At 60.4% G+C, this 24395-nt stretch carries 26 protein-coding genes and 4 pseudogenes; 14 read left to right on the plus strand and 16 right to left on the minus strand.

All coding sequences use genetic code 11. From position 1 onward, the window contains the following. The first annotated feature begins 18 nt into the window (after positions 1-18). From OKW35_RS01665 to OKW35_RS01685, 5 genes and pseudogenes are all read left to right on the plus strand, one after another. A complete protein-coding gene (locus OKW35_RS01665; protein WP_429551067.1) occupies positions 19-837 on the plus strand; it encodes a MipA/OmpV family protein in 819 nt (272 codons plus the stop codon). Positions 838-847: 10 nt separating this feature from the next. Beyond that, positions 848-1579: a response regulator transcription factor gene (locus OKW35_RS01670; protein ID WP_429551068.1), complete on the plus strand. Its 732-nt coding sequence runs from the start codon at positions 848-850 to the stop codon at positions 1577-1579. Then, entirely contained in the window at positions 1576-2226 is a 651-nt protein-coding gene (locus tag OKW35_RS01675; protein WP_429551069.1) for a response regulator transcription factor, read from the plus strand. The genes OKW35_RS01670 and OKW35_RS01675 overlap by 4 nt, the downstream gene beginning before the upstream one ends. A gap of 187 nt (positions 2227-2413) precedes the next feature. Next, the gene (locus tag OKW35_RS01680; RefSeq protein WP_429551070.1) at positions 2414-3769 is read left to right on the plus strand and encodes a sensor histidine kinase; all 1356 of its coding nucleotides are present in this window, start codon (positions 2414-2416) and stop codon (positions 3767-3769) included. Positions 3770-3898: 129 nt separating this feature from the next. Continuing rightward, positions 3899-4107: pseudogene (locus OKW35_RS01685) on the plus strand (IS6 family transposase); the annotation flags it as partial. Positions 4108-4383: 276 nt separating this feature from the next. Here the strand turns inward: OKW35_RS01685 and OKW35_RS01690 are convergent. Then, positions 4384-4818, minus strand: a complete 435-nt coding sequence (locus OKW35_RS01690) for an acyl-CoA thioesterase (protein WP_429551071.1) — start codon at positions 4816-4818, stop codon at positions 4384-4386. 37 nt (positions 4819-4855) lie between these two features. On the opposite strand from OKW35_RS01690, the gene OKW35_RS01695 reads away from it, so the two are divergent. Both OKW35_RS01695 and OKW35_RS01700 read left to right on the plus strand, forming a co-directional pair. Beyond that, a complete protein-coding gene (locus tag OKW35_RS01695; protein ID WP_429551072.1) occupies positions 4856-5191 on the plus strand; it encodes a hypothetical protein in 336 nt (111 codons plus the stop codon). 44 nt (positions 5192-5235) lie between these two features. Then, positions 5236-5439: pseudogene (locus OKW35_RS01700) on the plus strand (helix-turn-helix domain-containing protein); the annotation flags it as partial. A 169-nt stretch (positions 5440-5608) separates the two neighbouring features. On the opposite strand, the gene OKW35_RS01705 reads toward OKW35_RS01700, so the two are convergent. Beyond that, on the minus strand, positions 5609-6058 hold the full coding sequence (locus OKW35_RS01705) for a substrate binding domain-containing protein (protein ID WP_429551073.1): 450 nt from the start codon (positions 6056-6058) through the stop codon (positions 5609-5611). Between the two features lie 9 nt (positions 6059-6067). On the opposite strand from OKW35_RS01705, the gene OKW35_RS01710 reads away from it, so the two are divergent. Next, positions 6068-6433 (plus strand): amino acid synthesis family protein, encoded by a 366-nt coding sequence (locus OKW35_RS01710; RefSeq protein WP_429551074.1) that lies wholly within the window; start codon positions 6068-6070, stop codon positions 6431-6433. Positions 6434-6530: 97 nt separating this feature from the next. After that, complete coding sequence (locus tag OKW35_RS01715; RefSeq protein ID WP_429551075.1) at positions 6531-6737, plus strand: hypothetical protein; 207 nt, start codon at positions 6531-6533, stop codon at positions 6735-6737. Positions 6738-6778: 41 nt separating this feature from the next. On the opposite strand, the gene OKW35_RS01720 is transcribed toward OKW35_RS01715, so the two are convergent. Then, positions 6779-7573 carry an alpha/beta fold hydrolase gene (locus OKW35_RS01720; protein ID WP_429551076.1) on the minus strand — a complete coding sequence of 265 codons (795 nt, stop codon included), beginning with the start codon at positions 7571-7573 and terminating at the stop codon, positions 6779-6781. A 113-nt stretch (positions 7574-7686) separates the two neighbouring features. On the opposite strand from OKW35_RS01720, the gene OKW35_RS01725 reads away from it, so the two are divergent. Then, positions 7687-8343 (plus strand): helix-turn-helix transcriptional regulator, encoded by a 657-nt coding sequence (locus tag OKW35_RS01725; protein WP_429551077.1) that lies wholly within the window; start codon positions 7687-7689, stop codon positions 8341-8343. Positions 8344-8704: 361 nt separating this feature from the next. On the opposite strand, the gene OKW35_RS01730 is transcribed toward OKW35_RS01725, so the two are convergent. The 9 genes from OKW35_RS01730 to istA all read right to left on the minus strand — a co-directional run bounded on the left by OKW35_RS01730 (position 8705) and on the right by istA (position 16684). Next, positions 8705-9404, minus strand: a protein-coding gene (locus OKW35_RS01730) for an IS6 family transposase (protein WP_429551078.1) whose coding sequence is annotated in 2 segments (ribosomal slippage) — positions 8705-9181 and positions 9183-9404 — 699 coding nt in all. Because the reading frame shifts where the segments join, the coding sequence is not laid out codon by codon here. A 127-nt stretch (positions 9405-9531) separates the two neighbouring features. Further along, positions 9532-10386, minus strand: a complete 855-nt coding sequence (locus tag OKW35_RS01735) for an SDR family oxidoreductase (protein WP_429551079.1) — start codon at positions 10384-10386, stop codon at positions 9532-9534. Between the two features lie 67 nt (positions 10387-10453). Continuing rightward, positions 10454-10972, minus strand: coding sequence for a hypothetical protein (locus OKW35_RS01740; RefSeq protein WP_429551080.1), 519 nt, complete (start codon positions 10970-10972; stop codon positions 10454-10456). Between the two features lie 366 nt (positions 10973-11338). Then, positions 11339-12259: a LysR family transcriptional regulator gene (locus OKW35_RS01745; protein ID WP_093633822.1), complete on the minus strand. Its 921-nt coding sequence runs from the start codon at positions 12257-12259 to the stop codon at positions 11339-11341. 420 nt (positions 12260-12679) lie between these two features. After that, positions 12680-13693 carry a tyrosine-type recombinase/integrase gene (locus OKW35_RS01750; RefSeq protein WP_429359809.1) on the minus strand — a complete coding sequence of 338 codons (1014 nt, stop codon included), beginning with the start codon at positions 13691-13693 and terminating at the stop codon, positions 12680-12682. Continuing rightward, positions 13686-14048 (minus strand): hypothetical protein, encoded by a 363-nt coding sequence (locus OKW35_RS01755; protein ID WP_429551081.1) that lies wholly within the window; start codon positions 14046-14048, stop codon positions 13686-13688. The genes OKW35_RS01750 and OKW35_RS01755 overlap by 8 nt, the downstream gene beginning before the upstream one ends. Before the next feature lie 164 nt (positions 14049-14212). Continuing rightward, complete coding sequence (locus tag OKW35_RS01760) at positions 14213-14431, minus strand: hypothetical protein (RefSeq protein ID WP_065851699.1); 219 nt, start codon at positions 14429-14431, stop codon at positions 14213-14215. Beyond that, the gene (istB, locus tag OKW35_RS01765) at positions 14428-15195 is read right to left on the minus strand and encodes an IS21-like element helper ATPase IstB (protein WP_429551082.1); all 768 of its coding nucleotides are present in this window, start codon (positions 15193-15195) and stop codon (positions 14428-14430) included. The genes OKW35_RS01760 and istB overlap by 4 nt, the downstream gene beginning before the upstream one ends. Beyond that, on the minus strand, positions 15182-16684 hold the full coding sequence (istA, locus tag OKW35_RS01770; protein WP_184069230.1) for an IS21 family transposase: 1503 nt from the start codon (positions 16682-16684) through the stop codon (positions 15182-15184). Before istA ends, istB begins: the two co-directional genes overlap by 14 nt. Positions 16685-16896: 212 nt before the next feature. On the opposite strand from istA, the gene OKW35_RS01775 reads away from it, so the two are divergent. Then, positions 16897-17166: a hypothetical protein gene (locus OKW35_RS01775; protein ID WP_065851693.1), complete on the plus strand. Its 270-nt coding sequence runs from the start codon at positions 16897-16899 to the stop codon at positions 17164-17166. A gap of 320 nt (positions 17167-17486) precedes the next feature. Here the strand turns inward: OKW35_RS01775 and OKW35_RS01780 are convergent, their stop codons facing one another. From OKW35_RS01780 to OKW35_RS01790, 3 genes are all read right to left on the minus strand, one after another. Next, the gene (locus OKW35_RS01780) at positions 17487-18050 is read right to left on the minus strand and encodes a tyrosine-type recombinase/integrase (protein WP_429551083.1); all 564 of its coding nucleotides are present in this window, start codon (positions 18048-18050) and stop codon (positions 17487-17489) included. Next, positions 18047-19300 (minus strand): site-specific integrase, encoded by a 1254-nt coding sequence (locus OKW35_RS01785; RefSeq protein ID WP_429359805.1) that lies wholly within the window; start codon positions 19298-19300, stop codon positions 18047-18049. The genes OKW35_RS01780 and OKW35_RS01785 overlap by 4 nt, the downstream gene beginning before the upstream one ends. A gap of 364 nt (positions 19301-19664) precedes the next feature. Further along, a complete protein-coding gene (locus OKW35_RS01790) occupies positions 19665-20390 on the minus strand; it encodes an SDR family oxidoreductase (protein ID WP_429551084.1) in 726 nt (241 codons plus the stop codon). Positions 20391-20513: 123 nt separating this feature from the next. Between OKW35_RS01790 and OKW35_RS01795 the strand changes: the two genes are divergently transcribed. Continuing rightward, positions 20514-21101: a TetR/AcrR family transcriptional regulator gene (locus OKW35_RS01795; RefSeq protein ID WP_093634056.1), complete on the plus strand. Its 588-nt coding sequence runs from the start codon at positions 20514-20516 to the stop codon at positions 21099-21101. 406 nt (positions 21102-21507) lie between these two features. On the opposite strand, the gene OKW35_RS01800 is transcribed toward OKW35_RS01795, so the two are convergent. Continuing rightward, on the minus strand, positions 21508-22791 hold the full coding sequence (locus OKW35_RS01800; RefSeq protein WP_429551085.1) for an IS110 family transposase: 1284 nt from the start codon (positions 22789-22791) through the stop codon (positions 21508-21510). Between the two features lie 455 nt (positions 22792-23246). On the opposite strand from OKW35_RS01800, the pseudogene OKW35_RS01805 reads away from it, so the two are divergent. Together OKW35_RS01805 and OKW35_RS01810 are read left to right on the plus strand one after the other, a co-directional pair. Beyond that, positions 23247-23960, plus strand: a pseudogene (locus tag OKW35_RS01805) (IS30 family transposase); the annotation flags it as partial. 4 nt (positions 23961-23964) lie between these two features. Next, positions 23965-24255, plus strand: a pseudogene (locus OKW35_RS01810) (IS3 family transposase); the annotation flags it as partial. Positions 24256-24395 lie beyond the last annotated feature (140 nt).

Consider the following 24395-nt stretch of genomic DNA (forward strand, 5'->3'; position numbering starts at 1 on the left):
CCACTTGTAGGAACGACTGTGAAAAAAACTCTCCGCCGTAAGCACCCGCTGCTGTTGGCCGTCACATCGGCCTTTCTGTATTCGGGCGCGGCCTGGGCAGACGGTGTCAGTGCGGACCCGCCCGAGGCGGAAGACAGCGGCTTTACCGTGCTGAGCAATGCGACGAATGTGACGCACTGGGGCCTCGGCGCGGCAGTCGGAATCGAGTCGTCGCCCTACCGCGGCGACGGCAGCCGGGTCGCGGCGATTCCGCTGATTTCCTTCGACAACAAATGGGTGCACGCCTTCGGCACCACGGTCGATCTGAAGGTCGGCAAGTGGAGCGACGTGACCGTCACGCTGCGCGGCAAGTTCGACGTCTTCGGCGGCTACAAGGGGTCCGACGCGTCGATCCTGAGCGGCATGGAAAACCGCAGCGGCGCGTTCTGGTATGGTCCGGCGCTCGCATGGAAAACCGCGTTCGGCACGCTGTCGGGCGACTACCTGTTGGGAGGGAATAAGGGTGAGACGGCTAACCTCGACTTCAGCAAGTCCTTCGATCTGGGCAACTGGTCAGTCGAGCCGCACGCCGGCATTGAATGGTTAAGCAGCAAATATGTCAACTATTACTATGGCGTACGGCCGTCGGAGGTGCAGGCGGGACGCCCCGAGTACACGGGCAAGGCGTCCTACGACATGTCGATCGGTACGCGAGTGGACTACAGGTTCACCCGCCATCAGATGGTGAGTTTCGATTTAGGGGTGACCCATCTCGGCAGCGGCATCACCGACAGCCCGATCGTCGGAAAGAGATACATTCCCCAGGTCAAGCTCGGCTACCTTTATCAATTCAAATGAGCGCAGCGTCATGTCGCGAGTCGCACTGATCGAAGACCATAAGCGCCTGGCCGCGATGGTGCGCCAGGCCCTGGCATCTGCGGGAATCGAAACCGATCTGTTCTCTACTGTCTCCGAGGCCAGCTACGGTGTGAACCGGGGCGACTACGCGGTGCTGATCATCGACCGCGGCTTGCCTGACGGGGATGGGCTCACTTTCCTGCGCGCGTTGCGTGCAGCAGGCCAGATGACGCCCTGCCTGATGCTGACCGCACGCGATGCGCTGCATGACCGCGTGGACGGCCTCGAGAGCGGCGCCGACGACTACGTGACCAAGCCGTTCGCGATGGGCGAACTGGTCGCCCGGGTACGCACGCTGATGCGCCGACCGCCGACGCTGGCGGAACTGGTTCTGTCGTTCGCCGACATCATCGTGGATCCGCAGCAGCGCGCGATGTGTTGCGGTGCCGAGGCGGTCCTGCTCGCGCCGGCCGAATTGCAGATAATGCTGTGCCTTGTGAAGGCGGGCGGCCGGACCGTACGGCACGCGGCACTCGAACATGCAGCCTGGGGCTTGGGCGAGGCGGTGACGCCCAACGCGCTGGAAGTGACCTTGCACCGGTTGCGCAAGAAGCTGGCGACGCTAGGCTCCACGACGCGGCTCGCAAACATCCGTGGCGCAGGTTTCGCGCTGCAGGCCGACAACGAAAACGGACAGGGCGATTTGCCCGACCAACCTGTGTCAGCAAAGAGGGGCGTATGAAACAGCTGATTCTGATAGTCCACAGCGATCCCGCGTGTCGTGACGCATTGCGCACCTACCTGCAGTCGAGCGGTTTCGATGTCGCGGTTCTGTACGAACCTGGCAAGGTCACACAGCGCGTGGAAGTGGAACGGCCGGCACTGATCGTGATGACGAGCGGCGCGACCTGGGGCAGCGGCCTTGCCGCGCTGCAGGCGCTGCGACGCGGCGGCGACGACCTGCCGGTCATCATGCTCGGCGAACGGGATGATGTCACGGAGCGCATTGTGGCCCTTGAATGCGGCGCTGACGATTTCATCTGCAAGCCGTTCAACGTCCATGAAGTGCTGGCCAGAATCCGCTGCGTGCTAGAACGCACTGTACAGACTCCCCTGCAAGACCCGGTGCTCAAGCGGCCGTTCAGTTTCAACGGCTTCGAACTGGATTACACATCGCGCACCCTCACGTTTCAGGCCGAACCGGTTCCGCTCCAGCAAACCGAGTACGCGGTGCTCAATCTGTTCATCAGTGCGCCCGGGCGGGTTTTATCGAAAGAGGTTATCGCGCAGCGCATCTGGCCCGATACGCCGCCCCGACTGGCCGCCGTGGGCGTGTGGGTGCACCGTCTGCGCAGACGGATCGAGCAGGACGCCGCCTGCCGAGACTGATTCAGACGGTGCGCGCAAAGGGGTATGTTTTTCGTCCAGGATCGGACGACTGGAGCTTTGGCGTGTCGCGAAAGTACCATGCGTCCATTTCGCCGTCCGTGGCAGAGCCGGTTCGAACCAGCCTCAGGTAAATTGCTAACCCGCCGGCGCTCATCGAGCACCGGCAACCAACCGCTACCCATTCGACATGCTCAATCACTGGATTCGAAGTCTGTCCGCGCGCCTGTGGCTGACCAGCATTGTCGCGCTGGCGGTGTGCCTGACCGTGCTGGCGACCATCGTCATCTACGTGTTCAGTCACTTCCCGGAAGAGACGCTCGGTCGCAGCGAACAGCGGGAGAAGGTCATGCATGTCGTAGACGGGCTCGTCTTCGACGATGCCGGCCATCTGGTCTCGGTACGGCTTCCCGAACGCGAGGCGTGGCTGTTCAACGTGGCGCCCACTGAACTCCAATATCGCGTGCTTGATGAGCGGGGCAGCGTGCTGTTCGCGTCGGGCGACACGCGAGACAGCCGTCCATGGCTTGAGGGCGATCCTGCCACCGCGAACGGCAGGATCATGCAGGCGAGCATCGACAGCAAACCGTTCGACATAATGACGCAGCAGGTTCCGCACGGGCAGGCGGTCTATTACATTCAGACCGCAACGAGTCAGCGCCTGAACCAGGCGCTGATCGGCGTGAAGATCGCTCCGATACCGGACATCGTCCGGATCACGTTTTTCATTGCGACGATCATTTTTGGGCTGACGCTGACCTTTACCGTGCATCGGGTACTCAAACCGCTCAGGCAGGCGTCGCGCGCCGCTGCGCTGATCACGCCGCGCAATCTGACGACACGCCTGTCCTCCAAGGGGATTCCGAGCGAGATCAGGCCGCTGATCAGCGCCTTCAACGAGACGCTCGGCAGACTCGAAAATGGTTTCACGGTGCAGCAACAGTTTCTGGCGTCAGCCGCGCATGAACTGCAAACGCCGCTGACTCTGATCCGTGGCCAGATCGAACTGCAGCCGGAGATCGAGGACAAGGAACTGCTGTTTCGCGAGATCGATCTGATGGCGCGCCAGGTCCGGCAATTACTGCATCTGGCCGAAGTCAGCGAATCGCAGAACCTTACCTTTGGCGAGGTAAGCAGTGTGGACGTCGCGCAGGACGTCGTCGGCTATCTGGAGCGACGGGCGGACCGGAAACACGTGAAGCTTCAGTTGGAAACACTGAATGCGCCATCGTCGATCTGGGCGGACCGGAGTGCGCTCTTTATCCTGCTGAAGAACATCGTCGAGAACGCGATCAATGTTTCGCCGCCCAATAGCGTCATCACGCTGATCATCGATGACGTCTCGATTCAGGTGAGGGACGAGGGGCCTGGTATCAGGCAGGAATACCTTCCCTTTCTTTTCAGGCGGTTCTGGCGTGCCCCGGATGTGCGGCACGACGGCGCCGGCCTCGGGCTCGCCATTTGCAAGGAAATCGCTCTGGCGCACGAATGGCGGTTGACGGTGAGTAGTCTGGGAGAGGGGACGCGGTTTACCGTCTTGCTGTAGACCACTTGCGGATTGTCGCCGTGCTCGTTTTGGTTGTAACTCTAACCTGAACCTGGGACCAGAATTAGGGTTCTGTCGCGGTAAGCGCGTCTGCTATGGTGAGAGGTCCCAAGACGAACGATGTAACGAATGGTCAAGACACCCAACGCCGTTGTGAGCAAGGCGCTCAAACGGCTGCATTACCCACTGGGCGTAATGCTGACGTCCGTACGTTGGTACGTCGCCTACCCGTTGAGCCTTCGCGCCATCTGGAAGAGGTGATGTCCGAGCGGGCTGTGTCTGTCGACCATTCGACGGTCCACCACTGGGCCATCAAGTTGCTACCTGTGCTGGGAAAGGGTGCCGTATCGAAGCCGTCAGCGAAATACAGCGCACCCCACGATCCGGCGCAACGCCTCGGATCGCCGACAGTCAGCGGTCTCTAGGGGATCGGCACGCTGCGGGGACGCCACGACTTTCGATTGTTGTCCTGCCTTTCGCCAATGTTGGCGGCGATCCGGGGCAGGAATATTTCACCGATGGCGTTAGCGAGAGCCTGACCACCGATCTCTCCCGCATCCCTAGGGCGTTCGTCAGTGCATCGTATCGGCTTCGATGCGCTCCGTGGCGTCCTCTCAGGCTGCGACGGGCGGTTGCGCGACCGGCCGCGAATTCTCGCGATCGCGGGCAAACGCCTCGTTCGCATAGCGGATCTGTGTACGCCCGTGTGGCGCCGGCTCGCCGTTTTCATCGAGATTCACGAACACCATCTTCTCGACCGTCAGGATGCTCTTGCGCGTGATCTTGTTGCGCACCTCGCAGCGCAGCGTGATCGACGTGCGGCCAAAATGCGTCGCCGTCATGCCGAGTTCGATGATGTCGCCCTGCCGGGCCGAACTGGCGAAGTTGATCTCAGACATGAATTTGGTGACAACGCGCTGGTTGTCCATCTGACAGATCGCGTAAATGGCGGCTTCTTCGTCGATCCAGCGCAGCAAGCTGCCGCCGAACAGCGTTCCGTTTGGATTCAGATCTTCAGGCTTGACCCACTTTCTGGTGTGAAAATTCATTTGACATCCCGTCTTTCAGCGTGTCCTGGTCTTTGATATGTGGCCGGTCACCGCGATCACCGGCGGGGCATCGCCAGTTGCAGTTGTCATCACTGGCACCGTCATATCCCGACCGTGGCGCGCGTCGTGCGGAGCGCTTCAGTTGCCGGTAACGCGCAAGCGCCCACAGCGGGATCACCGGGTCGAAAGGCTGATCATCATGAGAATTTTGGTCGCCGGAGGTACAGGTCTTCTCGGAGGCCGGCTGATCGCGGAACTAGTGGAGAATGGCAATTATCGCCGTCCGATAAATAATCCCCTATTCATCGAAGTAAAAATCCCCAGTTGGTTCAAGGATGAGGTGCGCGGCGTAGCCGCGCGCCTCATCGGCTGATCACCGACGATCGCTTCGTTCCACTCACGCGAACGGGGACGTCGATGATTGATCTGGGAGATGTGATGACGATCTTGGAACTGCATCGGCAGGGACTGAGCGTCTCGGCCATCGCCGCCCGGCTTGGTATGGATCGCAAGACGGTACGCAAGTACATCAGGGATGGCGTTCAGGCGCCTCGTTACGGCCCGCGTGCGCCGCGAGCTTGTGTGATCGATCCGTTCGTCAGTTACGCGACCGAGCGGGTGCATGCAGGTCGGTCACGGTCTGACGTGCGATGCGCGGCCTGTGGGTTGACGCATGCGGGACGTGAGGCACGGGTCGGCCCATGAAGAGACAGTCGTCAACACGTAGATTGCCAACAATTCAGCGTCTCGGCGTCGGCCGATTTACAGCCACGCGTGACTGAACTGCGTTTCAAAGCTCTGAACGCGCAAATGCAAAAACAAGATACTCGATGAACACTCTAACCCTCATCGGCACTCGACGACCTGCCGGATAGACAAGGTGAATCGGGACGCGCTCGGGTTGCAGATCTGGCAGCAACACCTCGATTTCGCCGGATCGGATTTCTTCCGCCATGAGCCAGAACGGCGCCTGAGTAATGCCAAGCCCGCACAGCACCGCCGCGCGAATATGCTCCGCATCGCCAGTCAGCAGCGAGCCGTGCGGCACATAGGAGACCAGCTCCCTCCCGACCTTCAGCGACCAGGGGTAGCGCTCGCGGCCGTTCGCAAAGACGATGCAGGTGTGCTCATCGAGGTCCGCAAGCCGCCTCGGAACACCGTGAGCCGCCAGATAGCCTGGGCTCGCCGCGAGCACGAAGTCTGTCTCGGACAGCTTCCTTGCGGTGAGAGAGGAGTCCACCAGTCGCCCATGGCGGAGGCATATGGTAAAGCTGCGGTGGTCGGCGTGAACGGCGAAATCGAGCATGCGTCCGCGCTGATCCACACGCTGCGTTTCGGCAATATATTCCGCGCGGCGGTAAACGGTACGTCGTTCCTCAGCTTTACGAATACCCGCGTCGGTCCCGGCGCGATGCTTTCGCTGCCGATGATCCACAAGTCTGCGACCGGCCAGCGGTCGCACTTCCTACGGCGACTTTCCAGATCGCCGACGCGCCCGGCCCCCAATGAAGTGCTGATCGCGATCGGAGCGGCCGACGGTGGCCGTGCACATCCGAGGATCGGCGACCGCTTCATCGACATGGCCGAGATGGAAGGCGAGACAGCAGGCACGTGAGCGTTGCGGCGCCCTTCGTTCATCCACTTACCCTTGCTCTCCCGGCGCGCGTTCGCGCGCGCGGCGAGAGCTTTTACCCGACGCAGACGCACGCGCCATGACCGACGTCATCACACTAATCAGTGGTCTGCCCGACGAACAGGAAGCGGGCTACCTTGCGGAACTCCGCGCGGCCATGCCGGCAGAAACCATCCTGGCATGGGCCGATGCGAGCGCGGACGAACTGGCGCGCGGCACGATCTCGATCGTCGCGCGGCCCGACCTCAGTCGTCAAGTTTTTGGTCTTGAGGAAATACACAGTTAAACGACGAGACGCCGCAAGTACTTTTACAGCACACCTTTTTCCTAATGTGACTCCGTGTGCGCCAGCCACTTTTCGATGGCCGAGGCTGTCTCTACGGGGAGGTCGAGGGGGATCAAGTGCGATGCCCCTGGTAGGACGATGGTATTACCCTGCTGAACGGCAGCGGCAAGTAAGACGGCGTAAGCCTCAGGCGTGTTAAGGTCGCGGTCGCCGACGAGCACAACGGTCGGGCACCGAACTGTGCCCAAGCGCGCCGAAGCGTCGAAGCCAGCGATCATTCGCCAAATCAGCGCATAGTCCGATGCATCGAGACGCAGCAAGCTCAGAGAGATGCGATCAATAATGTCCGGCCGATCTCGTGCTGTCTCGCTGGTAACCCAATAATGAACAAAAGGCAGAACGGCTTCCATGCCCCGCGCTTCCGCAAGTGCTGCGTGCTGCAGCATTGCAGCGCGTGCCTCATCGGAGAAGGCGGCTGCGGTCGCGAGGAGCATTAATGATCGAACACGGGCCGGGTATGAAATGGCAACTTCCTGCGCGATCATCCCGCCGATCGACAGGCCAATAAGATGTGCGGCTCTTACGGCTGCGTCGTCGAGGACAGCCACGATACCGGCCGCCGCCTTCTCGAAGCTCCAGTCTGCCGGTGGAGCGGCCGATTGACCGTGCCCGGGAAGATCGACGGCGATCACATCATAGTTCGGCGCCAAGAGCTGGATCTGCTTCTCCCAATAGGAGAGATCCAGCCCAACAGCGTGGATCAGAACGACAACGGGCGACCCGAGCGTGCCCTGCCTGACCCAGTTCCAGCTTGTTCCATCGACATCGGTTTTCATGAGAGCGCTTTCTCCGCTTATCCTTTGTTCAGGCGCATTTTTGACAAGAAAGGCGCGCTCAACAAGAGCCAGTATGATACTGGTATTACTGAGTGCCACCAAAAAGGGATGCTATGCGCAGCAGTAAGCAATTAGGCGAGTTTCTACGGTCGCGCCGGACGAAGCTTCTCCCTGGCGACGTTGAGCTTCCCACTCTTCGTCGCAGGCGAGCACCAGGGCTTCGTCGTGAAGAGGTGGCGCAACTCGCCGGGATTAGCGTTGAATGGTATATAAAGCTCGAGCAGGGGCGGGCAGTGTCACCCTCTGCATCGACGATTTCGGCGTTGGGCCAAGCACTTCGGCTCGGTAAGGCCGAGTTGTCTCATCTGCGCGCCCTTGCTGAAACACCGAAACGCAAAGCCTTCGTAATCGAAGTTGTCCCTGAGACGATCAGCAATCTGGTTGCGAGTTTCCAACAGCCCGCCTACGTGCTCGGGCAGCGCTGGGACATCCTTGCGTGGAATGACGCGGCGGCGGACCTATTTACCGACTTCGCGCTTCTCCCGTGTGAAGAACGCAACATACTTCTCTACATGTTGGGTGACCCGGCGGCGAGGCGGCTGTTCGGTGAGACTTGGGGAGACGAAGCGCGCCGCATGATATCGCTCTTTCGGGTCGCGCACGATTTGTGGGCGGGAGATGCAGCGTTCGGTACCTTGGTCGAACAACTGCGCACGCGCTGTCCGGAATTCAGTGAATGGTGGAGTTCTCACGAGGTGGGGGCACCATAATCCAGCGCTGAAGCTTGCCATTTACGCCGTAGCCGGCGACGCTTAGCTTGGCTCAGCGTCGAGACCTTGCTGTAAAGCACTCTCATCGCAAGGATTCACCCAACGGGAGATGCTGACCTCTTTCGCGGCCCTCCCAATAAGTAGGCTGGAAGTCGTGATTTATTTCACTTGATCTCCCTCTCCCACGGAAGCCCGCTAGAGAACTGCCGGTGGCGGTGAGCTTGCCGTAAGCGGCTCGGCAGGCCCGTCCCCGATTCGCGCACGCGTGGGGCATTGGCGTGTCAGCCGGCAACGTACTCAGGAAGGGTTCTGTCGCACTAAGAAAAGTGCGTTGAACAATGGCCAGCATGCTGAGGACTACTTATACCGCCAACGAGTAGAACTGCTCCGCGGGAGTCTGTCCGAAACCACAGTCTTTCATCTGCCCTTTGGCGATCATATGCATAAGTTCAATGCCGCTTAACAAGATGCGCGCACAACGAAATATCTTGAATCCCAACATGGGTCGGGTACGGCGCTTTATCGCCCGATGGTCTTGTTCCACGATGTTGTTGAGATACTTGACCTGGCGGATCTTGATAGGCGTCTCACGCTCGGCGTTCACGGCGTGCAGCCCGGCCAGATTGGCACCACTCTTGTCGATGGTTACGGTTTCGGGCACGCCATTCTGATCGATAGCCTTCTCGAAGTACCGTCGGGCCGCTTCCTTGTCCCGCCTGGCTCGCAGCAGGAAGTCAACCGTGTTGCCGGCCTTGTCGACGGCGCGATACAGATAGGTCCATTGCCCCTTGACTTTGATGTAGGTCTCGTCGACACGCCAGCTCTTGCCGACCGGGCGGCTTGCAGCGGCGGAACGCCTTTTCAAGCACCGGCAGCAGCTTGATGGCCCACCGGTGCACGGTCGAATGATCGACCGCGATCCCGCGTTCGGCCATCATCTCCTCGAGATTGCGCAAGCTCAGCGGGTAGGCCACGTACCAACGCACGCACACCAACATGATCTCAAGCGGATAGTGCAACCGTTTCAGCACCTTGGCTACCGCCGGACTGAGCGCTTTCATTGTCGTTCACATCGTTCTGTAAGGTCCCCCAGCATACCAGCCGCCGCTATTGCGACGGAACCCCAGGGAGACTCTTAGGCCCTGATCGATCGGTTCTGACCGGCTTTCTTGTTCTGAAACCATCGGGTCAGATTTGCAGCGCAGCCTTGACGGCCTCGGAGAGGCGCGTCGTGTTTCTGCCGAGAAGTCTGGACAGATCACCAGAGGCGCTATTCAACTCGCCTTTCGACGAATTCACGTCCGCATCGATAACGACATCGACGATCATTTTTGGCAGACCAAAGCTCAATAGCATGGCCTCATAGTCGGAAGGTGGCAGATCGTCATAGACGATCTGACGACCGGCCTCCTTCGACACCTCCTCGGCCAATTCCGACATCGAATAGGCATGGTCTCCCGCAAGTTCGTAGGTCTTGCCGGCGTGACCTGGTTGCGTCAGGACCGTAACTGCCGCGCCTGCGTAATCGGCCCGCGAGGCAGAGGCAAATCGGCCTTGTCCTGCGCTACCTTTAATCGCGGATTGGCTCAACGCTGACGCAAGTGTTTCCGTATGGTTTTCCAGATACCAGCCGTTGCGCAACAATACGAAGTCCATGCCAGAGGACTTTAGATATTCTTCGGTCTGCAGGTGTTCGCCAGCAAGAATCAGCTTCGAAGTGTCTGCTCGCAGCAGGCTCGTATATGCAATCAGCTTGACGCCGGCTCGCTTGGCTGCATCGATCACGGCCCGATGTTGCCTGAATCTTTCGCCCGGTTGTACGGCCGATATGAGCAGCAGCTTCTCCACACCTTTGAAAGCCTCGATCAGGGTTTCCAGACGATCATAATCCGCCTCGCGCACATGGACGCCCACGTCGTGCAGGTTGTCGGCTTTCTCCGGATTTCGAACTGCCGCAACGATCTGAGTTGCGGGGATAATTTTCAGCAGATCCCTGATCACCAATTGGCCAAGGTTGCCATTTGCTCCAGTAATGCCAATCATTTTATGTTTCCTCTTTGCTTGAAAGTACGCGTCGTTTTGAATTAGACTCGGACATCGATTGATGTTGTCACGCGACGTCCCATCCGCGCCGGACGATCAGCGCGATCGGCAGGCCGAGCGCGAGCATATGGATTAGCAGCGCGGGCAGAAACGGCATGGGCGAAACCGACGCGGGCGTGGTAAATGCGCTGCGTGGCAATACGATGAAGCCCATGAAGAAGAACACGATGAGGCCGAGCACTGGACCGGCGATCCACGACAGGCGGTTCACCACTGGAAAGCGCCACGCGACCAGCCCGTAGGCGATCGCCGGGACGATCGATACGAAGAAGTGAAGCAAGGTTCCCACGATCAGGCCGGCAGCGCCTGCGTAGGCAACCATGCCCATCAGGCTGCTGGCAGCTAGCTGCATCTCTGGAACAATGCCGACGCCTCGAGCCAACTGCAGGATTAAAACCGGAACAAGAACGATGAAGCCGGCGGCAATGCCAGCCGTCATCCCGAGGGTCAAGGCGTGAGACAACCCGGTCCGCGGACTCGTCGGCCGTGTCATGACCTGGTCGAACGTTGTATCTGTCGTCTTCATGATCTGCTTCCTCACAATCGCGTGGTGAATTGGACTCGTCGGAACGTGTTTCCGCCGTTTGAAAGCAGTCTAGGGATTCCGATCGTGGGGAGAAACTCTTGGTCTATTAAAAGATTGTTGTCGAAATACCCCCTAATCGCACGGTCAATGACACGGGGAAAGCGTTCTTGAGAGCGGGTGCGGTCGACAGGATTGCGACGAGCGGGCGACAACCAGAGTCGTCAGGACTAGCGCCTCGATGTGTGATCAGAGGGCAGTGTGGTTGCTGTTGGGCTCGGCAAGATGGCGCTCGCCGTCCAGCGAGTTTGATTGACCTCGGGTAGTTGCGTGTCGTACCCGAGGGCCGCGTAGCATCGTCAATATGGATTAGCCACGTGGCGATTGCTGCGAGGGATGCGTGGCAAACAGCTCGACGATCCAGTCTACGAAGACACGTAATTTGTTACCGAGATGCCGATTGGGAGGGTATGCGATCGACACGGGCATAGGGGGAAGCTGCCATTTCTCGAGACAACGCTCCAGCTCGCCTGATGCAATCAGTGGCGCGGTCATAAAGGTTCCCCCATTGATAATTCCGAGCCCCGCTGTGGCAAGATCGGTGCAAGTCGACACGTCGTTGCAACGGACGACTTTTTTGCCCCGAATATCAATGACCTCTTTGCCGTGACGAGCGGTGATTGGAAATGGCTTTGCCGTCCTCGCCGAGACCATGTGAATCATTGTATGGTGACGGCCGATTTCGCTCGGATGCTTCGGCTTACCAAATTTCTTCCAGTATCCTGGCGATGCACATAGTTCGAAGTAGCTGATGCCAACTCGCCGGGCCACCAGTGATTGATCGGTCAATGTGCCGATGCGTACGACACAATCCACGTTTTCAGCGATCAGGTCGACCGGACTGTCACTGACGCCAATCTCAAGATCGATATCCGGATATTTCGCAAGAAAGTCTGGAAGTGCAGGAATAACAACTGAATGAGCTAGCGGGCGCGGAAGATCGATGCGCAATCTGCCTTTCGGATTGGATTTGGCACCGCTCATGGAATTTTCCAGCTCTTCCAGTTCGGCTAGCAATTGCACAGCGCGATCGTAATAGGCCGCGCCATCGGGCGTGACAGTGACCCGTCTGGTTGTGCGATTGAGCAGCTTCGTCGCCAAATCGTTTTCCAGCGTCTGAACCAGTCGGGTAACCGTAGGCTTTTGGATGTTGAGGGTCTCGGAAGCCTTGGTGAACGTCCCCGATTCCACCACGCGTATAAAGACGCGCATCGCATCGAACTTATCCATTTTTCCTCGCGTGTACATTGGTTGAGCCGGCAACCTCCATCCAGATAGCCGACCTCAAACGCCGTCGAGCGCGTCTGCTTAAGACCTTGACCGACGGGGCGGTTCCGCCTATAGACTAACTCCCACGAAGCTGATCGGCAAAGTCTGCGATATACGACCCGGCCGGCCGCTGTACTCGTGGTAGCGGTCATTCGCAAAGCGGCAAGTTGACCGACCGTTGCGGGTCGGCTGCGTCAGTCGGCTCGTTCAAATGCAGCGCCCGAAAGCGGCCAGAGGAATTTCGCTGTCTGAAAAAACGGCCAGTCGTCAGTGCGGACTACCGACCCCTATGTATAGATCTCAACTATGTATAGGTTGGCTCGAAGGCGGGTATCGGCCCCTGTTCCGCAGGGCTTGAGGGGCCGACGGATCTTTACATAGTTATAGCGTCTGTAAGAAGCGGATGAGCGAATCCGGCGCACGAAATCGCCGCATCTTGGTCGCGGGAGCTTCCAGCCGAGCGAGTGCCTTCTCCTTGATGGCGAGGTCTGCCTCAACGTAGCGGTGAGTGGTATTGGTGCTCTCATGTCCGAGCCAGAGTGCGATCACGTTGAAGGGCACGCCCGATTGCAGCAGGTGCATCGCCGTGGTGTGACGCAACGTATGCGGTGAAACCTGCTTGTTGGCAAGGCTCAGCAGGCTGGTCGCGGCGCGGGCGACGGCAAGATCCAAGCGTTGCCCAACATTACAGCGAGTCATCGCGCGCCCGTCGCGATTAGGAAGCAAGGCTGCTTCAGTTCGCAGTTGTGGGTTGAGGCGCAGCCATGCGCGGATTTCCTGCACAGTCGTCTTCCACAGCGGTACCGATCGTTGTTTGCGACCCTTGCCCTGCAGGTGCACGCAAGCCGCTCCGTCGAGTACGACATCGCTCACGCGCACGCCGATAATCTCGGACACACGAGCGCCGGTGTTGTAGAGCATCGCCATGAGTAGATGGTCGCGCTGCGAGGACCAGGTCGGTCCGGGTTGCCCCAGGACTGCCACCATCTCTTCGCGAGTGAGGAAACCCAGCATCGGGCGTTCGAAGCGCTTCATCGGCACCGCCAAGGCTCGCTCTACAACATGTAGCGAGGCGACATCGCGTCGGCCGGCAAACTTCAGGAATGCGCGCAGCCCGGTCAGCCGCAGATTGCGGCTGCGAACCGAGTTGTTCCGCTCGCGCTCCAGATGATCCAGGAATGCCAGGATCAGATCGGGCTGGATGTCCACGAGTTGCATCGCGGTCGGCTCCTTGCCCAGCTTGCGCCCGGCGAAGTCCAGAAACAGCACCAGGGCGTCGCGGTAACACGCTACCGTGCGCGAGCTGAGCGCGCGCTGTGTGACCAGGTATTCGGTAAAGAACTGCTGCACGAGCGAAGCGAATGAAGGCGGCTTGGGTGCGACGGCATTACGCATCGGGCACCTCCACCTGGGGCATGAACGACTCGAATCGCTCTGCAGCCAAACCCATCAACTCCGGAACCGCCGAGAGGTACCAATACGTGTTGGTCACCATGGCGTGCCCGACGTAGGTCGACAGCGATAGCATCGCCTGATCGATATCAACACCCTGCGTGTGCCATCGCATGATGCGGTGCACGACGAAGGTGTGCCGCAGATCGTGGATACGCGGGGCGTGATGGGTCCCGCGGTTGCGCCAGTTCAGGTTCTCGCGTAGCCCTTTGAAGACGCGATGTACCTGGCGCTCGCCCAGCGGCAGTCCCCGGCGTTGACCGCGCGTGCCGACGAAGAACGGTGCGTCCTCCTGCACGGACTCGCCAGACAGGTCACGCGTCAACCGATAGCGACGCAGGGTTTCGATCGTGGTGGGGTGTTAGCGGCGGTGTAAAAGCGCCACCAGATGGCGGCGCAAGGTTGAATAAATGCGCCAACAACAGGGGGCGGTTACGGCCCGCTGTTGTTGGGTGATGGTCGTCAGAATGGATCATCGATGTCGCGAGGATGAGGATTGTCGGGAGGCGCGCGCTGTTCGTGCAGCAGTTCATTGAGCGGAATCTGGTAGTGCGCGGCGATACGCTCGCGCAGATCGTCGATGAGTTCGACGACGGCCAGCGCCTGATCGGCGGACCAGTTGTCCGGGATCAGGAAGTCGAGCCCGTGAGTGATGCCCGAAGGCAGGTGAAGGCGCTTCATGACTTCTTCTTCTCCATGCGTGCCGCGCTGCGTTTCTTTGTGCGCTGCTCGGCCCGTTCACGTGCCTCCTTCACCCGGTAGGACTCGCCTTCGATTGCGACGACTTCGGCGCGATGCACCAGCCGGTCAACCAGCGAGACGACGCAGGCAGCGTTCGGAAACACCTCCGACCATTCTGCGAACGGCCGGTTTGTGGTGACCACGGTGCTCGCTGCGCCATACCTGCGGCTGATCAGTTCGAACAGCAGGTCGGCGTGGCGGTTCGAGTAGGACAGGTATCCGACCTCGTCAATTACAAGCACGTCGGGCGTGGCGTACCGGTGCAGCCGCCGGCGTAACGCCGAGTCACTGTCAAGCGCGGCGAGCTCGCCGAGCATCTGGCCAGCGGTTGTGAACAGCGCGGTGTGCCCGTTGACGAGCGCCTGGTAGGCGAGGTTCAGCGCCAGGGTCGACTTGCCCACGCCGTTCGGGCCGATCAGTACGACGTTGGCGGTGTCCCTGACGAACTCGAGCGACATCAGTTCTTCAACGGTGGCCCGGTCGCAGCGCGTGGGCCAGGCCCAGTCGAAGTCGCACAGCGGTTTGAAGCTACCCAGATGGGCATCCCGGATGCGTCGCTCGAGCGAACGGCGGGCACGCTCGTCTTCTTCCCACTGCAGCAGCGGCGCAACCCAGCCGGCGTCCGTGAGATCCGGCCAGTGTGCCAGCAGCCCGTACAGGCGCAGGGCGTTCGCGCGCTCCTGCAGGTTCTCAGGCGAGCTCATCAGCACCTCCCGTTATCTGGTCGTAGATGTCGAGCCGGTGAGGGGTCACCAGCGTGTCCTTGCTACGCACGTGCTCGGGCAGGTTCACCGTCACCGGCGGCGGTATCTGCCGCGACTCGCGCCGACGCTCCAGCGCCAGACGCACCGGATTCTGGTGAGGCGCGGCATCGCTGGCGAGCGTTTCCTCGATCGCTGCCTGCAGTTCGGCTGCACCATAACGGTCGAGCAGCCGCAGCAGGTGGGCGGTGATATTGCCCAGATTGGCGCCGCGTTCCGCCGCGCGCAGCATGAGCGTGTGACTGGCCGGCGCCGCGCGGGCGAGATGGTCGAGGCCGCGATGGTGACGGGCTTCGCGTTTGCGTGCAACGAGGGCGTCGATGTGCGCGACAATCTCGATCTGCGCGCCGCGATCGTAACTGCGCACATGAGTTGCAAGCAGATCGGCGCCGTCGAGAATGCGCACCTGCCGGGGATCGGCCCGGACCGTGAGTACGCGCCGCACGTGGGTATGCGGGATCGTGTAATCGTTCAGATCGAAGCGCACATACGGCTGCTTGCCGACCTTCACGGCCAGTTGCAGCTCGCACGGGTACGGATTCGCCGGCAACGCAAGCAGGCTGGGCTGTTCGCGGGCGAAGGCTTCGCGCACCGTGATCGTGGGCTCTTCCCGGCAGGGACGATCGGCGGCGGGACCGGCGCACCAGAGCGCGGCCTGGGCATTCAGGTCGTCGAGGTCAACGAACTTGCGCGCGGCAAAGAAATTCTCACGTACATACCTGATAGCTCTTTCGACGCGTCCCTTCTCGTTGCCTCTGGCCACTGCCACTGGACGGGGCTCGAAGCGATGATGAGCGGCGAACGCAAGAAGCGTCGGGTTGAAGCGGATCGCATCACCCTGACGCTCGAGCACAGCGCTCCTGAGATTGTCGTAGAGGAGGATCCTTGGCAATCCGGACCACGCCGCGAACGCGCCGGCGTGGCCCGCCAGGAAGCTGTCCATGCGGGCATCGAGGAAGAAGCGCAGATAGATCTGCCGCGACCACGACAGCACCATGACGAAGGCCATGAGCGGCCGGCGCGCGCGCCCGATCTGCAGATGATCGAAATGGGCCCAGTCAACCTGGCCCTGCTCTCCAGGCAAGGTGCGCAGCCGCAGATAAGCCTCTGGTGTAGGACGCGGACGGTGTACCGCGATCAGGTGCCGGAAATGATGAGGGTTGCCACGGTAGCCGCGCTCGGTGACCATCGCATACAGCCGGCTGGCCGTGAGCGACGGAAACCTCTTGAGCGTGTCATGAATAAACGGCAGGTAGGCATCGATCTGCGAAGGTCTGAGCATCCCGCCGACGCGGGGCAGACCGGCCTGCGCCAGCACGCGCTGGACCGTGCCACGGTGCACGTGCAACTGCCGTGCGATGGTGCCGCAGCGCCACTTCTCGACGTGGTAGTAGCGCAGGATCTGCGCCTCGAGTTCAACTCCAATGGTCATGGGTCACTTCCTGTGTAGTAGGTAGTAGTACGAACATCACGGAAGACCCGACGGCGTAGTGGCCCGAGGCGCACGGAGTCCGGACAGACGCAGTGGCAGAAATGGCAACGCTCAGGCACAGCTGGGGCGGTGGCGGACACCGCTGCTGTTGCCGCCGACGTCGTCGAAGTCGGTGCCAGTAGAGCATCGGCGGCAGGTACAGCGGAACCCTGATGCGTCACTTTATTCTGGCGGTTGCGATAGCGGCGCATCCGTTCGGCATGCGCGAAGCGGCCGTGACGACTGCGCTGATAGCGCTGGCCGGCCACGCGCATGCTGGCCTGGCGTGCGACCTCAGAACAGTCACCGTCGCAGTAGATCTGGCCGCGGTCGCAACGGCGGCAAACGACGACCTGCGCCCGGCAACGGGCGCACACGAACAGACGGCCTGTGTCCGGCATCGGCAATCCCCGTCAATGCCGAAACGGTATCGACGGGAATAATGGGTCGTGCCATACTGGCCCGGCACCCGTGCCCCGTGCGCGTGTGGGGCTCGACATCGGAGTGAACTTGGCGGTTTGAGCCGGTGTCGAGCCTGTTTCTTCGGCGGTAAGCCTTCTTCTACCGCATCCCGACTTCAGCGTCACCTCTTCCTGAAGCAAGCCGAACCGGCTGCGTCTGCACGCGCCCTACGGGCTCCTTCCGACGCAGCCGGTGCCGCCTCCTGCACTTCACACAAACCATTACCAAACCGCTCAGCAGACCTGGACCATTCGGTATCTCTGATCGATGCCGCCGTCTAGTGTCGGTTTCTCACAGCCGTTCACATGGGGTGCATAGGTACCTGACGCGACTTGCCGAACTTGGTCTGGTGGATGGTGAGCATGCCGCGCGTGAGGTCGACATCCTCGATGCGCAGCGCCAGCGCTTCTGAGATTCGCAGCCCCGTGCTGGCGACCAGTCCGAACAGTGTCTCGAAGATGATTCCGCGCAAGCCCGGGGCCGGCCCAAGCTGTCGAGCGGCAGCCAGCAGATCAACGATCTCGCTCTCGCTATAGATATGCGGTGCCTGTCGCTCCGGCAGGCGACCGAAGATCGCATCGTCGGGAACCTCGGTACGCGGCTCGAACTGTTGCAGCCAGCGCATGAACGAGCGCAACTGTTTGAGTCGTCTCGCCCACGTGTGCGGGTCGCTGCTGCCGTGGCTGTCGCGTCGCGCCCAATCGGCCATGACCTCCACAGTCAACGGTCCGCGGTGACCGATGGACTGAACGTGCCGTGCGAAGCTGCGTAAGGCATAAGCCGGGCTGCGTAGACCAAACCCGAGGCCGCGGCGCTCAGTAAGGTAGCGCTCAACGTACGCGTGCAGAGAGAGGACGGCGCTCATGATGGGCTCCCCGGCCACGGCAGCGCCACCTCGACCAATTTACGGCTGTCGAGCTTGGCGTAGATTAGTGTCGTGTTCAGGGACCGATGGCGCAGCACGTCGGCCACCTCCTTGAGGGAGGAGCCGCTTGCCAGCAGTCGGTTTGCCATGGTGTGGCGAAGCAGGTGTGAGCCTGTGTATGGCAGCCCAGCGCGAGCGTAGGCCTGGCGAATCGTCTTGCGCACGAGATCGGGGCCTGCGGGCTCGCCGCGTGGGGCGACGTGACGTACGAAGACAGCGCGATTGCGGGTCTTGGGACGTTCATCCTTCAGGTACGCGGCAATCGCTGCGCCGGTGGTCGATGGCAGCGGCAGTACGTCTTCCCGACGCCCCTTGGTGTGCCGGAGTGTGATCGTACCGGCGCGCCAGTCGATGTCATCAAGGCCGAGCCGCGCAACTTCACCGCTGCGAAGCCCAAGATCAAGGGCACATCGTACGATGGCGGTACGCCGCATCGGGCAGCGGCCGGCTTGGCCGAGAGACCCGATCAGCCGCTCGACTTCTTCGGTCGTCAGGGTCTTGGGCAGCGAAGCCAATTGCCAGTTGGCAGGATACGAGAGCGCGCCGATGAGCCCATGTACAAGATCGCCGAGTGACGCGCGGTAGCGGAAGTAGCCGCGCAGCGCGGCCACCACTGCGCCGGCACTCGCCGGCTTGCTGTAGAGCTTTGCCTCTTGGGCGAAGAAGCGGCGCACGTGCTCAGGCCTGACCATCGGGATGTCGATGACGTAGTCGCCGAACCGCGAGGTCAGGAACCGACCTACGATGCGTAGTGCCGACTCCCGGGTCTTCGGAGCGAGGCCACGAACATGATCCATGTACTCGTCGTACTGGCGTAGTTCTTCGCTTACCGGCGCTTTGCTCACGACCGGTGGGGTGATCACTCCTCGAGCGCGTAGCACTACCAGCAGATGCCCTAGTGCAGCGCTCAGACTGGGTCGATGGCGTTGAACGACACCGTCGCAACGGCAGGACGGAAGGTGCTCGTTCAGAAACTCGGCGAGCACTGATTCGTCGATGCGACAAACATCCACACGACGGCGATGAATCCATTGCGCAAAATGATCGATGCTGCGCACGTAAGTGGCAAAACTGTTCTTGGCGTAACCACGGTCCGCCAGATATTGCACGAACGCATCGACATGAGGCGCCAAGGGCCCCACGTCGAGCCAGTTGCTGAAGCTGCGTTGAGGCAGTCGGACGTTTCCCATGACGGTCTCCTGAAGTGGAACCACCACTGGACTCCGATACCAAAACTATGTCTAGAAGATCGCTGACCGGCCTGCCACCAGCCGCGCTGCGCCTACATTACGCGAATTCGAAGCCAGCAAACTATACATAGTTGAGATCTATACATAGGGGTCGCTATGCAAAGCTTTACATAGCGACCCACAAGGGACCTTCAGTCTTCTCATTAGCGGACGCTCAGACGCGCTTACCTCGATAGTCCGCTCGCGCGATTAGCAAACGCGGGCGAGAAATGTCCGGTACCAGTCGTTTTCATAGTGCGCCGCGCGCAGCCTCGCTGAAAACTGCGGTATGCATCCATTTTCGCCGTGAGGCGCCTCGACGAGATTACGGCACGAATCCCTGGAGCTGCTCTTCCATCCACGGATACAGCTCTTCGCCCTTCACGCTCAGCCGGGCCTTGAGTCCCTGTGTCGCCTCGTCGGCCAATATCTCCATTGAGCCATCCGCGATACCGTCGTAGGCTTTTTCGACGACGCTCGCGGCACTGACTTTCGGGACATCCCACCGCGCGGTCATCGGCGTATCGATCATGCCGACGAGAAGGCCAATCACTTGCGTTCGTTGGCTCTTTAAGGCCGCTCGCAGCGCATTAGTCGCCGACCACATCGCCGCCTTCGACGCCGCGTAGCCAGTTGGCACGCTGATCCAGGCAGCCGCGGACAGGATATTTAAAAGCGTACCTCCGCCGTTGCTGGCGAGCACAGGTGCATAGGCATTCGCGAGGGCGAGTGTTCCGAAGAAATTCGTCTCGAAGATCCGGCGGAGCTCGTCCTCAGACCCAGTTATGGAGTCTCCCGCCGGCGCGATGCCCGCGTTGTTGATTAACAGGTCGACGTCGGACGCTGCATTTACTGCACGGGCTATGTCCCCCGAATTCGTGATATCAAGCGTGATGACCTGGACTTTCGCATCGACCCACCTCCTCGGGCTTCGCGCTGCGGCATATACTTTCCTGGCGCCGCGCTCGAGCGCCTGCTTCACGAACTGCTCTCCCAACCCACCGTTTGCACCCGTGACGAGCACCGTCCTACCCTCGAGTGACTGCTTCATGTATTCTCCTGTCCAAACGGGGATGATCCTCGGAACGACTAATATACGGGGATACTCCCCGCTTTGTCAAAGAGAGATGTGATGTGTGCTGCGCGTAATTCGCCCCAGAAAGCACCGCGCGTGATGCGTGCCGATGCCCAACGCAATCGTGACGCGATCCTCGTCGCGGCCCGTGAGACATTCGAGGAAGAGGGTGTGCTGGCGTCGCTTGACGGCATCGCCGTCCGTGCTGGCGTTGGCAACGCTACGCTTTATCGAAATTTCCCGACCCGCGACGACTTGCTCGCGGCGGTCATGGAGGTCAACATTGCGGCTTTGCTGGCCGAGGCCGGCGAGCTCTCGCGCTCGCTTAGTCCGCGCGATGCGCTTGCCGAGTGGCTGCTGCGCTTGACGTGGCAACTGCGCATCTGGCATGACTTGCCGTATTGTGTCGCCTCTGCACGGAGCGATCCGGAATCGTCGATGAAACCGGCGAGCTCGCGCCTCATCGAGGAAACCCGTGTACTTCTCGACTCTGCAAAATCCGCGGGCATGGCGGTGAAAGCTGTGACCGCAGAAGAACTGTTCGAACTGGTTACGACCTTGTCGTGGGGCGTAGACCGTTTCGCTGATGACGAGAGAGCCGCCCGTAGGCGGGTGACCATCGCGACTGCGGGCATTTTCACAATGAGTGATGTTCCAATCGCTTTGTGTCCCAGGAAGCGACGTTGACCCGCCGGATCGTGGCGCAGGGCCGCGGCCTGATCTATCCGATCCTTTAGCGATCGTCCGGCATTTGGAAATGCACGTCCGATCATTCCGGCCGAACACTGATTCAGACGGCGAGCCCGCATCCAAGCAAAGAATTTGGCGCCTTCGGCAGCTCCGTTGCGATTAAAATCCCATTGCCTCGCAAACGGTTCCTGTCACGCGCTAAGGAGCCTTACCGAAGCCCTCATTGCTTACGTCGAACAGCTTGAACGAGAGTAGCTGTGTTCCGACGAGCCTGACTAGCATGCCGAACGTCTCAGAGTGGCCGAGGCCGTGTGAAAACCAAAAAGTACTCAGTTTTTGGGTGTCGCTTTACCCTTTCCCAGTTGCTACCAAGCCAATACAGCGCGATCTGAAGGGTTGATTCCTAAGAAACGCCCTCCGTGGGTTGGAGGCAGAAGCCGAACTCGGCTGCCCGCCTGTGCAACTGCTTGAGGACACGCTCCTTGTAGCGCTGTTCGTAGTGGTCGGCTCCCGGGTCGACGTATTGCATGCCGAAGCGCATGGCGTTGTAGAACAGCACGGCGATCTTGCGCGCCGTGGCGGTTACGGCTTTGGCCTTGCCAATACGAGCCGCCAGCCGGCGGTAGAACGCACCCAGCGCCGTGCTCGTTTTTCCCACCGTGACAGCAGCCAGCCGCAGCAGGGCAGCCACCCGATTGGTTGTCTTGCGCGTATGTGAGGAGAGGACTTTTCCGCCGCTCACCTTGCACCCCGGCGACAGGGTCAGCCACGAGGTGAAGTGCCTGGCAGTCGGCCATCGGCTGAGATCGGTGCCGCATTCGGCGACGAGACGCACAGCCAGGTAGGAGCCGATTCCATGGATCTGGGTGAGGTCGACGCCAGCAAGTTGGTACATGAGAGTACGCACGTCGAAGCTTAGCGCGTTGGGCTGTTGGGTCCGGCTGCGCATCTTTCCCAATGGCTGTTGCGGTACCGGCTTATCGGCGGCAAGCACGGCCAGTGTGCGCTCGATCTGGGCATCGCATTCGTCAACGCGCGCCTGGTAGAAGTCATAGAGCGCCAGGGCCTGTTGCAGCGCGAAGACGTGTTCGGTCAGGTAGTTGCCCACCAGAGCGGCCCGGATCGTCTCGACGCTGGACCTGCAGTTGCGATCACGCATCGCAGCCAGCGCGCCGGGGTCACGCTCGCCGGCCACGATAGCACGGATGATGCGCATCCCTGTGGCTCCTGTTACGTCGGTGACGACATGGTGCAGTTGAAGGTTCATGAAGGTCAGCGCCTTCTGCATATGCTGGATGTGGGCGGCCGCGTAGTCCAGATGTCGTTCCCGAAGCCGCAGATAGGCGCGAAGCGCGGCGATGTCGCCGCTGGGCTTGAAGCTTGGGCGCAACAGGCCGCAGGCATGGAGCCGCTGCAGCCACTGCGCGTCGTTGACGTCGCTCTTTCGACCTGGCACGGCGCGAGATTCGCGTGCGTTGGCCACAATTACTTCGAGACCACGGCCCTCGAGGATCTCGTAGGCCGGGATCCAGTAAACGCCGGTCGATTCCATCGCCACGGTTTTGATCCCAAGCGACACGAGCCAGTCGGCCATACGTTGAAGGTCGCCGGTGAAGGCCTGGAAAGTCTGTACAGACTGGTCGCACAGGTCTGGCGGCACCGCAACGACATGGAAGCCGGGATCCAATGTCGATGGCTGCAGCCCTGTCATTGATGACGGGCAGACCTGACAACTTGCGATCGGGTTTAGGCATGATCGAACCTCCGGCAGGTTGGGCGCGCCGGACGGGGGACTCGGACGGGGTCACTTTCCTAAACGGGGTCGCACTGGGCGCCACCACAAGCGGGTCCGCAGCTTCCCCTTGGGCCAGGGTTTTTTGACGGGGTCATCGCCTCCAAAATCATAGCGGCCACTGTCCATGCGCATTTCAGTATACGCATCCGTGCGTTTCTACCCATGGGGCCGTGGAATGCCACGATCGCTGTTTTTTAGAACACAACATTCGGCACGCGTTTTCACACGGGTGCGCCGGGAGACCGGCAAGGAGTAGGTGGTGCAAGTCCACTGCGATGAAGGAATAGCGAACCACATCGGCCCCGAGCCGTGCGCAGGCATCCGCGAGGATGTCGGCGAAGCGTCGGCAGGCTCTCTATATCCAGAGCCGAGGTGCCCTCAAGCGTGAGCTCGTCAGCTTTCTTCGCACAGGGCGGGCGTTGCGCGTACCGAGGGCCAGGGCACAAGCTAAGGCCTGGGCGCACGTTAGCGAGGATGTGATGATCTCCAGCCGGCCTGCAGAAGTGCAGGATCGTGCCGTGCCAGGGCATTGGGAGGGTGACCTGATCATCGGCCTGAACCGATCTGCCATTGGGACGCTGGTGGAGAGATCAAGCCGTTTCACCATGCTCGTGCACCTGCCTCGGGAAAAAGGCTATGGGTTGACTCCCCGCACGAAGAACGGCCCCGCGCTGGCTGGCTACGGAGCTGTCACGATGGCCAATGCGCTCAAGAAGACCGTAACTGAAATGCCTGTCCAGTTGTGGCGGTCATTGACCTGGGATCGTGGCAAGGAACTATCCGATCACGCCCGCTTCACCGTCGAGTCCGAGGTAAAGGTATTCTTCGCCGACCCGCACAGTCCATGGCAGCGCGGCACGAACGAGAACACGAACGGCCTTCTGCGACAATGCTTTCCAAAGGGCACAGACCTATCCAGATGGAGCGCTCGAGAGATCCAGGCCGTTGCCAATGCACTGAATACCAGGCCCCGGAAAACGCTTGGCTGGAAAACACCTGCCGAAGCTCTGGACGAGTATCTAAAATCTGTTCAACAATCTAGTGTTGCGACGACCGGTTGAATCCGCCCAGTACTGCGCCCACGCCTATCAAAAGCTCATCAAACAGTTCGGCATGCAGGCATCAATGAGCAGACGTGGAAATTGCTTCGACAATGCACCCATCGAATCATTCTGGGGTTCACTGAAAAATGAACTCGTCTATCATCGCAAGTTCGCGACCCGCGACCAGGCCCAGAAAGAAATCACGGAATACATCGAGATCTTTTATAACCGGCAGCGCACTCAGGAGCGTCTGGACTATCTGTCGCCGGCCGCTTTCACGCAGCGATTCCATTTGAGTAAAATCGCTGCTTAACCCGTTGGCGTCCACGGATTCCGACCGACCTCAATCTTCAGCGTCCGCAATTTCCGTTCGCTGAATTTTACCCCAGCGCATTAGCGCGACAGAACCCTATATTGCCTATCCTCCCAGTCGGAGAGATAGCACCAAGGTGA

This window comes from Paraburkholderia sp. MM5477-R1, from assembly GCF_050436385.1.
GTDB classification, from domain to species: Bacteria; Pseudomonadota; Gammaproteobacteria; order Burkholderiales; family Burkholderiaceae; genus Paraburkholderia; species Paraburkholderia tuberum.

Bases quoted from the DNA above. Each gene is read 5' to 3' on its own strand.
- OKW35_RS01670 (WP_429551068.1), top strand. From the start codon at position 848: ATGTCGCGAGTCGCACTGATCGAAGACCATAAGCGCCTGGCCGCGATG.
- OKW35_RS01675 (WP_429551069.1), top strand. From the start codon at position 1,576: ATGAAACAGCTGATTCTGATAGTCCACAGCGATCCCGCGTGTCGTGAC.
- OKW35_RS01680 (WP_429551070.1), top strand. From the start codon at position 2,414: ATGCTCAATCACTGGATTCGAAGTCTGTCCGCGCGCCTGTGGCTGACC.
- OKW35_RS01690 (WP_429551071.1), bottom strand. From the start codon at position 4,818: ATGAATTTTCACACCAGAAAGTGGGTCAAGCCTGAAGATCTGAATCCA.
- OKW35_RS01695 (WP_429551072.1), top strand. From the start codon at position 4,856: ATGTGGCCGGTCACCGCGATCACCGGCGGGGCATCGCCAGTTGCAGTT.
- OKW35_RS01710 (WP_429551074.1), top strand. From the start codon at position 6,068: ATGGCGGAGGCATATGGTAAAGCTGCGGTGGTCGGCGTGAACGGCGAA.
- OKW35_RS01715 (WP_429551075.1), top strand. From the start codon at position 6,531: ATGACCGACGTCATCACACTAATCAGTGGTCTGCCCGACGAACAGGAA.
- OKW35_RS01720 (WP_429551076.1), bottom strand. From the start codon at position 7,573: ATGAAAACCGATGTCGATGGAACAAGCTGGAACTGGGTCAGGCAGGGC.
- OKW35_RS01725 (WP_429551077.1), top strand. From the start codon at position 7,687: ATGCGCAGCAGTAAGCAATTAGGCGAGTTTCTACGGTCGCGCCGGACG.
- OKW35_RS01735 (WP_429551079.1), bottom strand. From the start codon at position 10,386: ATGATTGGCATTACTGGAGCAAATGGCAACCTTGGCCAATTGGTGATC.
- OKW35_RS01740 (WP_429551080.1), bottom strand. From the start codon at position 10,972: ATGAAGACGACAGATACAACGTTCGACCAGGTCATGACACGGCCGACG.
- OKW35_RS01745 (WP_093633822.1), bottom strand. From the start codon at position 12,259: ATGGATAAGTTCGATGCGATGCGCGTCTTTATACGCGTGGTGGAATCG.
- OKW35_RS01750 (WP_429359809.1), bottom strand. From the start codon at position 13,693: ATGCGTAATGCCGTCGCACCCAAGCCGCCTTCATTCGCTTCGCTCGTG.
- OKW35_RS01760 (WP_065851699.1), bottom strand. From the start codon at position 14,431: ATGAAGCGCCTTCACCTGCCTTCGGGCATCACTCACGGGCTCGACTTC.
- istB (WP_429551082.1), bottom strand. From the start codon at position 15,195: ATGAGCTCGCCTGAGAACCTGCAGGAGCGCGCGAACGCCCTGCGCCTG.
- istA (WP_184069230.1), bottom strand. From the start codon at position 16,684: ATGACCATTGGAGTTGAACTCGAGGCGCAGATCCTGCGCTACTACCAC.
- OKW35_RS01775 (WP_065851693.1), top strand. From the start codon at position 16,897: ATGCGTCACTTTATTCTGGCGGTTGCGATAGCGGCGCATCCGTTCGGC.
- OKW35_RS01780 (WP_429551083.1), bottom strand. From the start codon at position 18,050: ATGAGCGCCGTCCTCTCTCTGCACGCGTACGTTGAGCGCTACCTTACT.
- OKW35_RS01785 (WP_429359805.1), bottom strand. From the start codon at position 19,300: ATGGGAAACGTCCGACTGCCTCAACGCAGCTTCAGCAACTGGCTCGAC.
- OKW35_RS01790 (WP_429551084.1), bottom strand. From the start codon at position 20,390: ATGAAGCAGTCACTCGAGGGTAGGACGGTGCTCGTCACGGGTGCAAAC.
- OKW35_RS01795 (WP_093634056.1), top strand. From the start codon at position 20,514: ATGCGTGCCGATGCCCAACGCAATCGTGACGCGATCCTCGTCGCGGCC.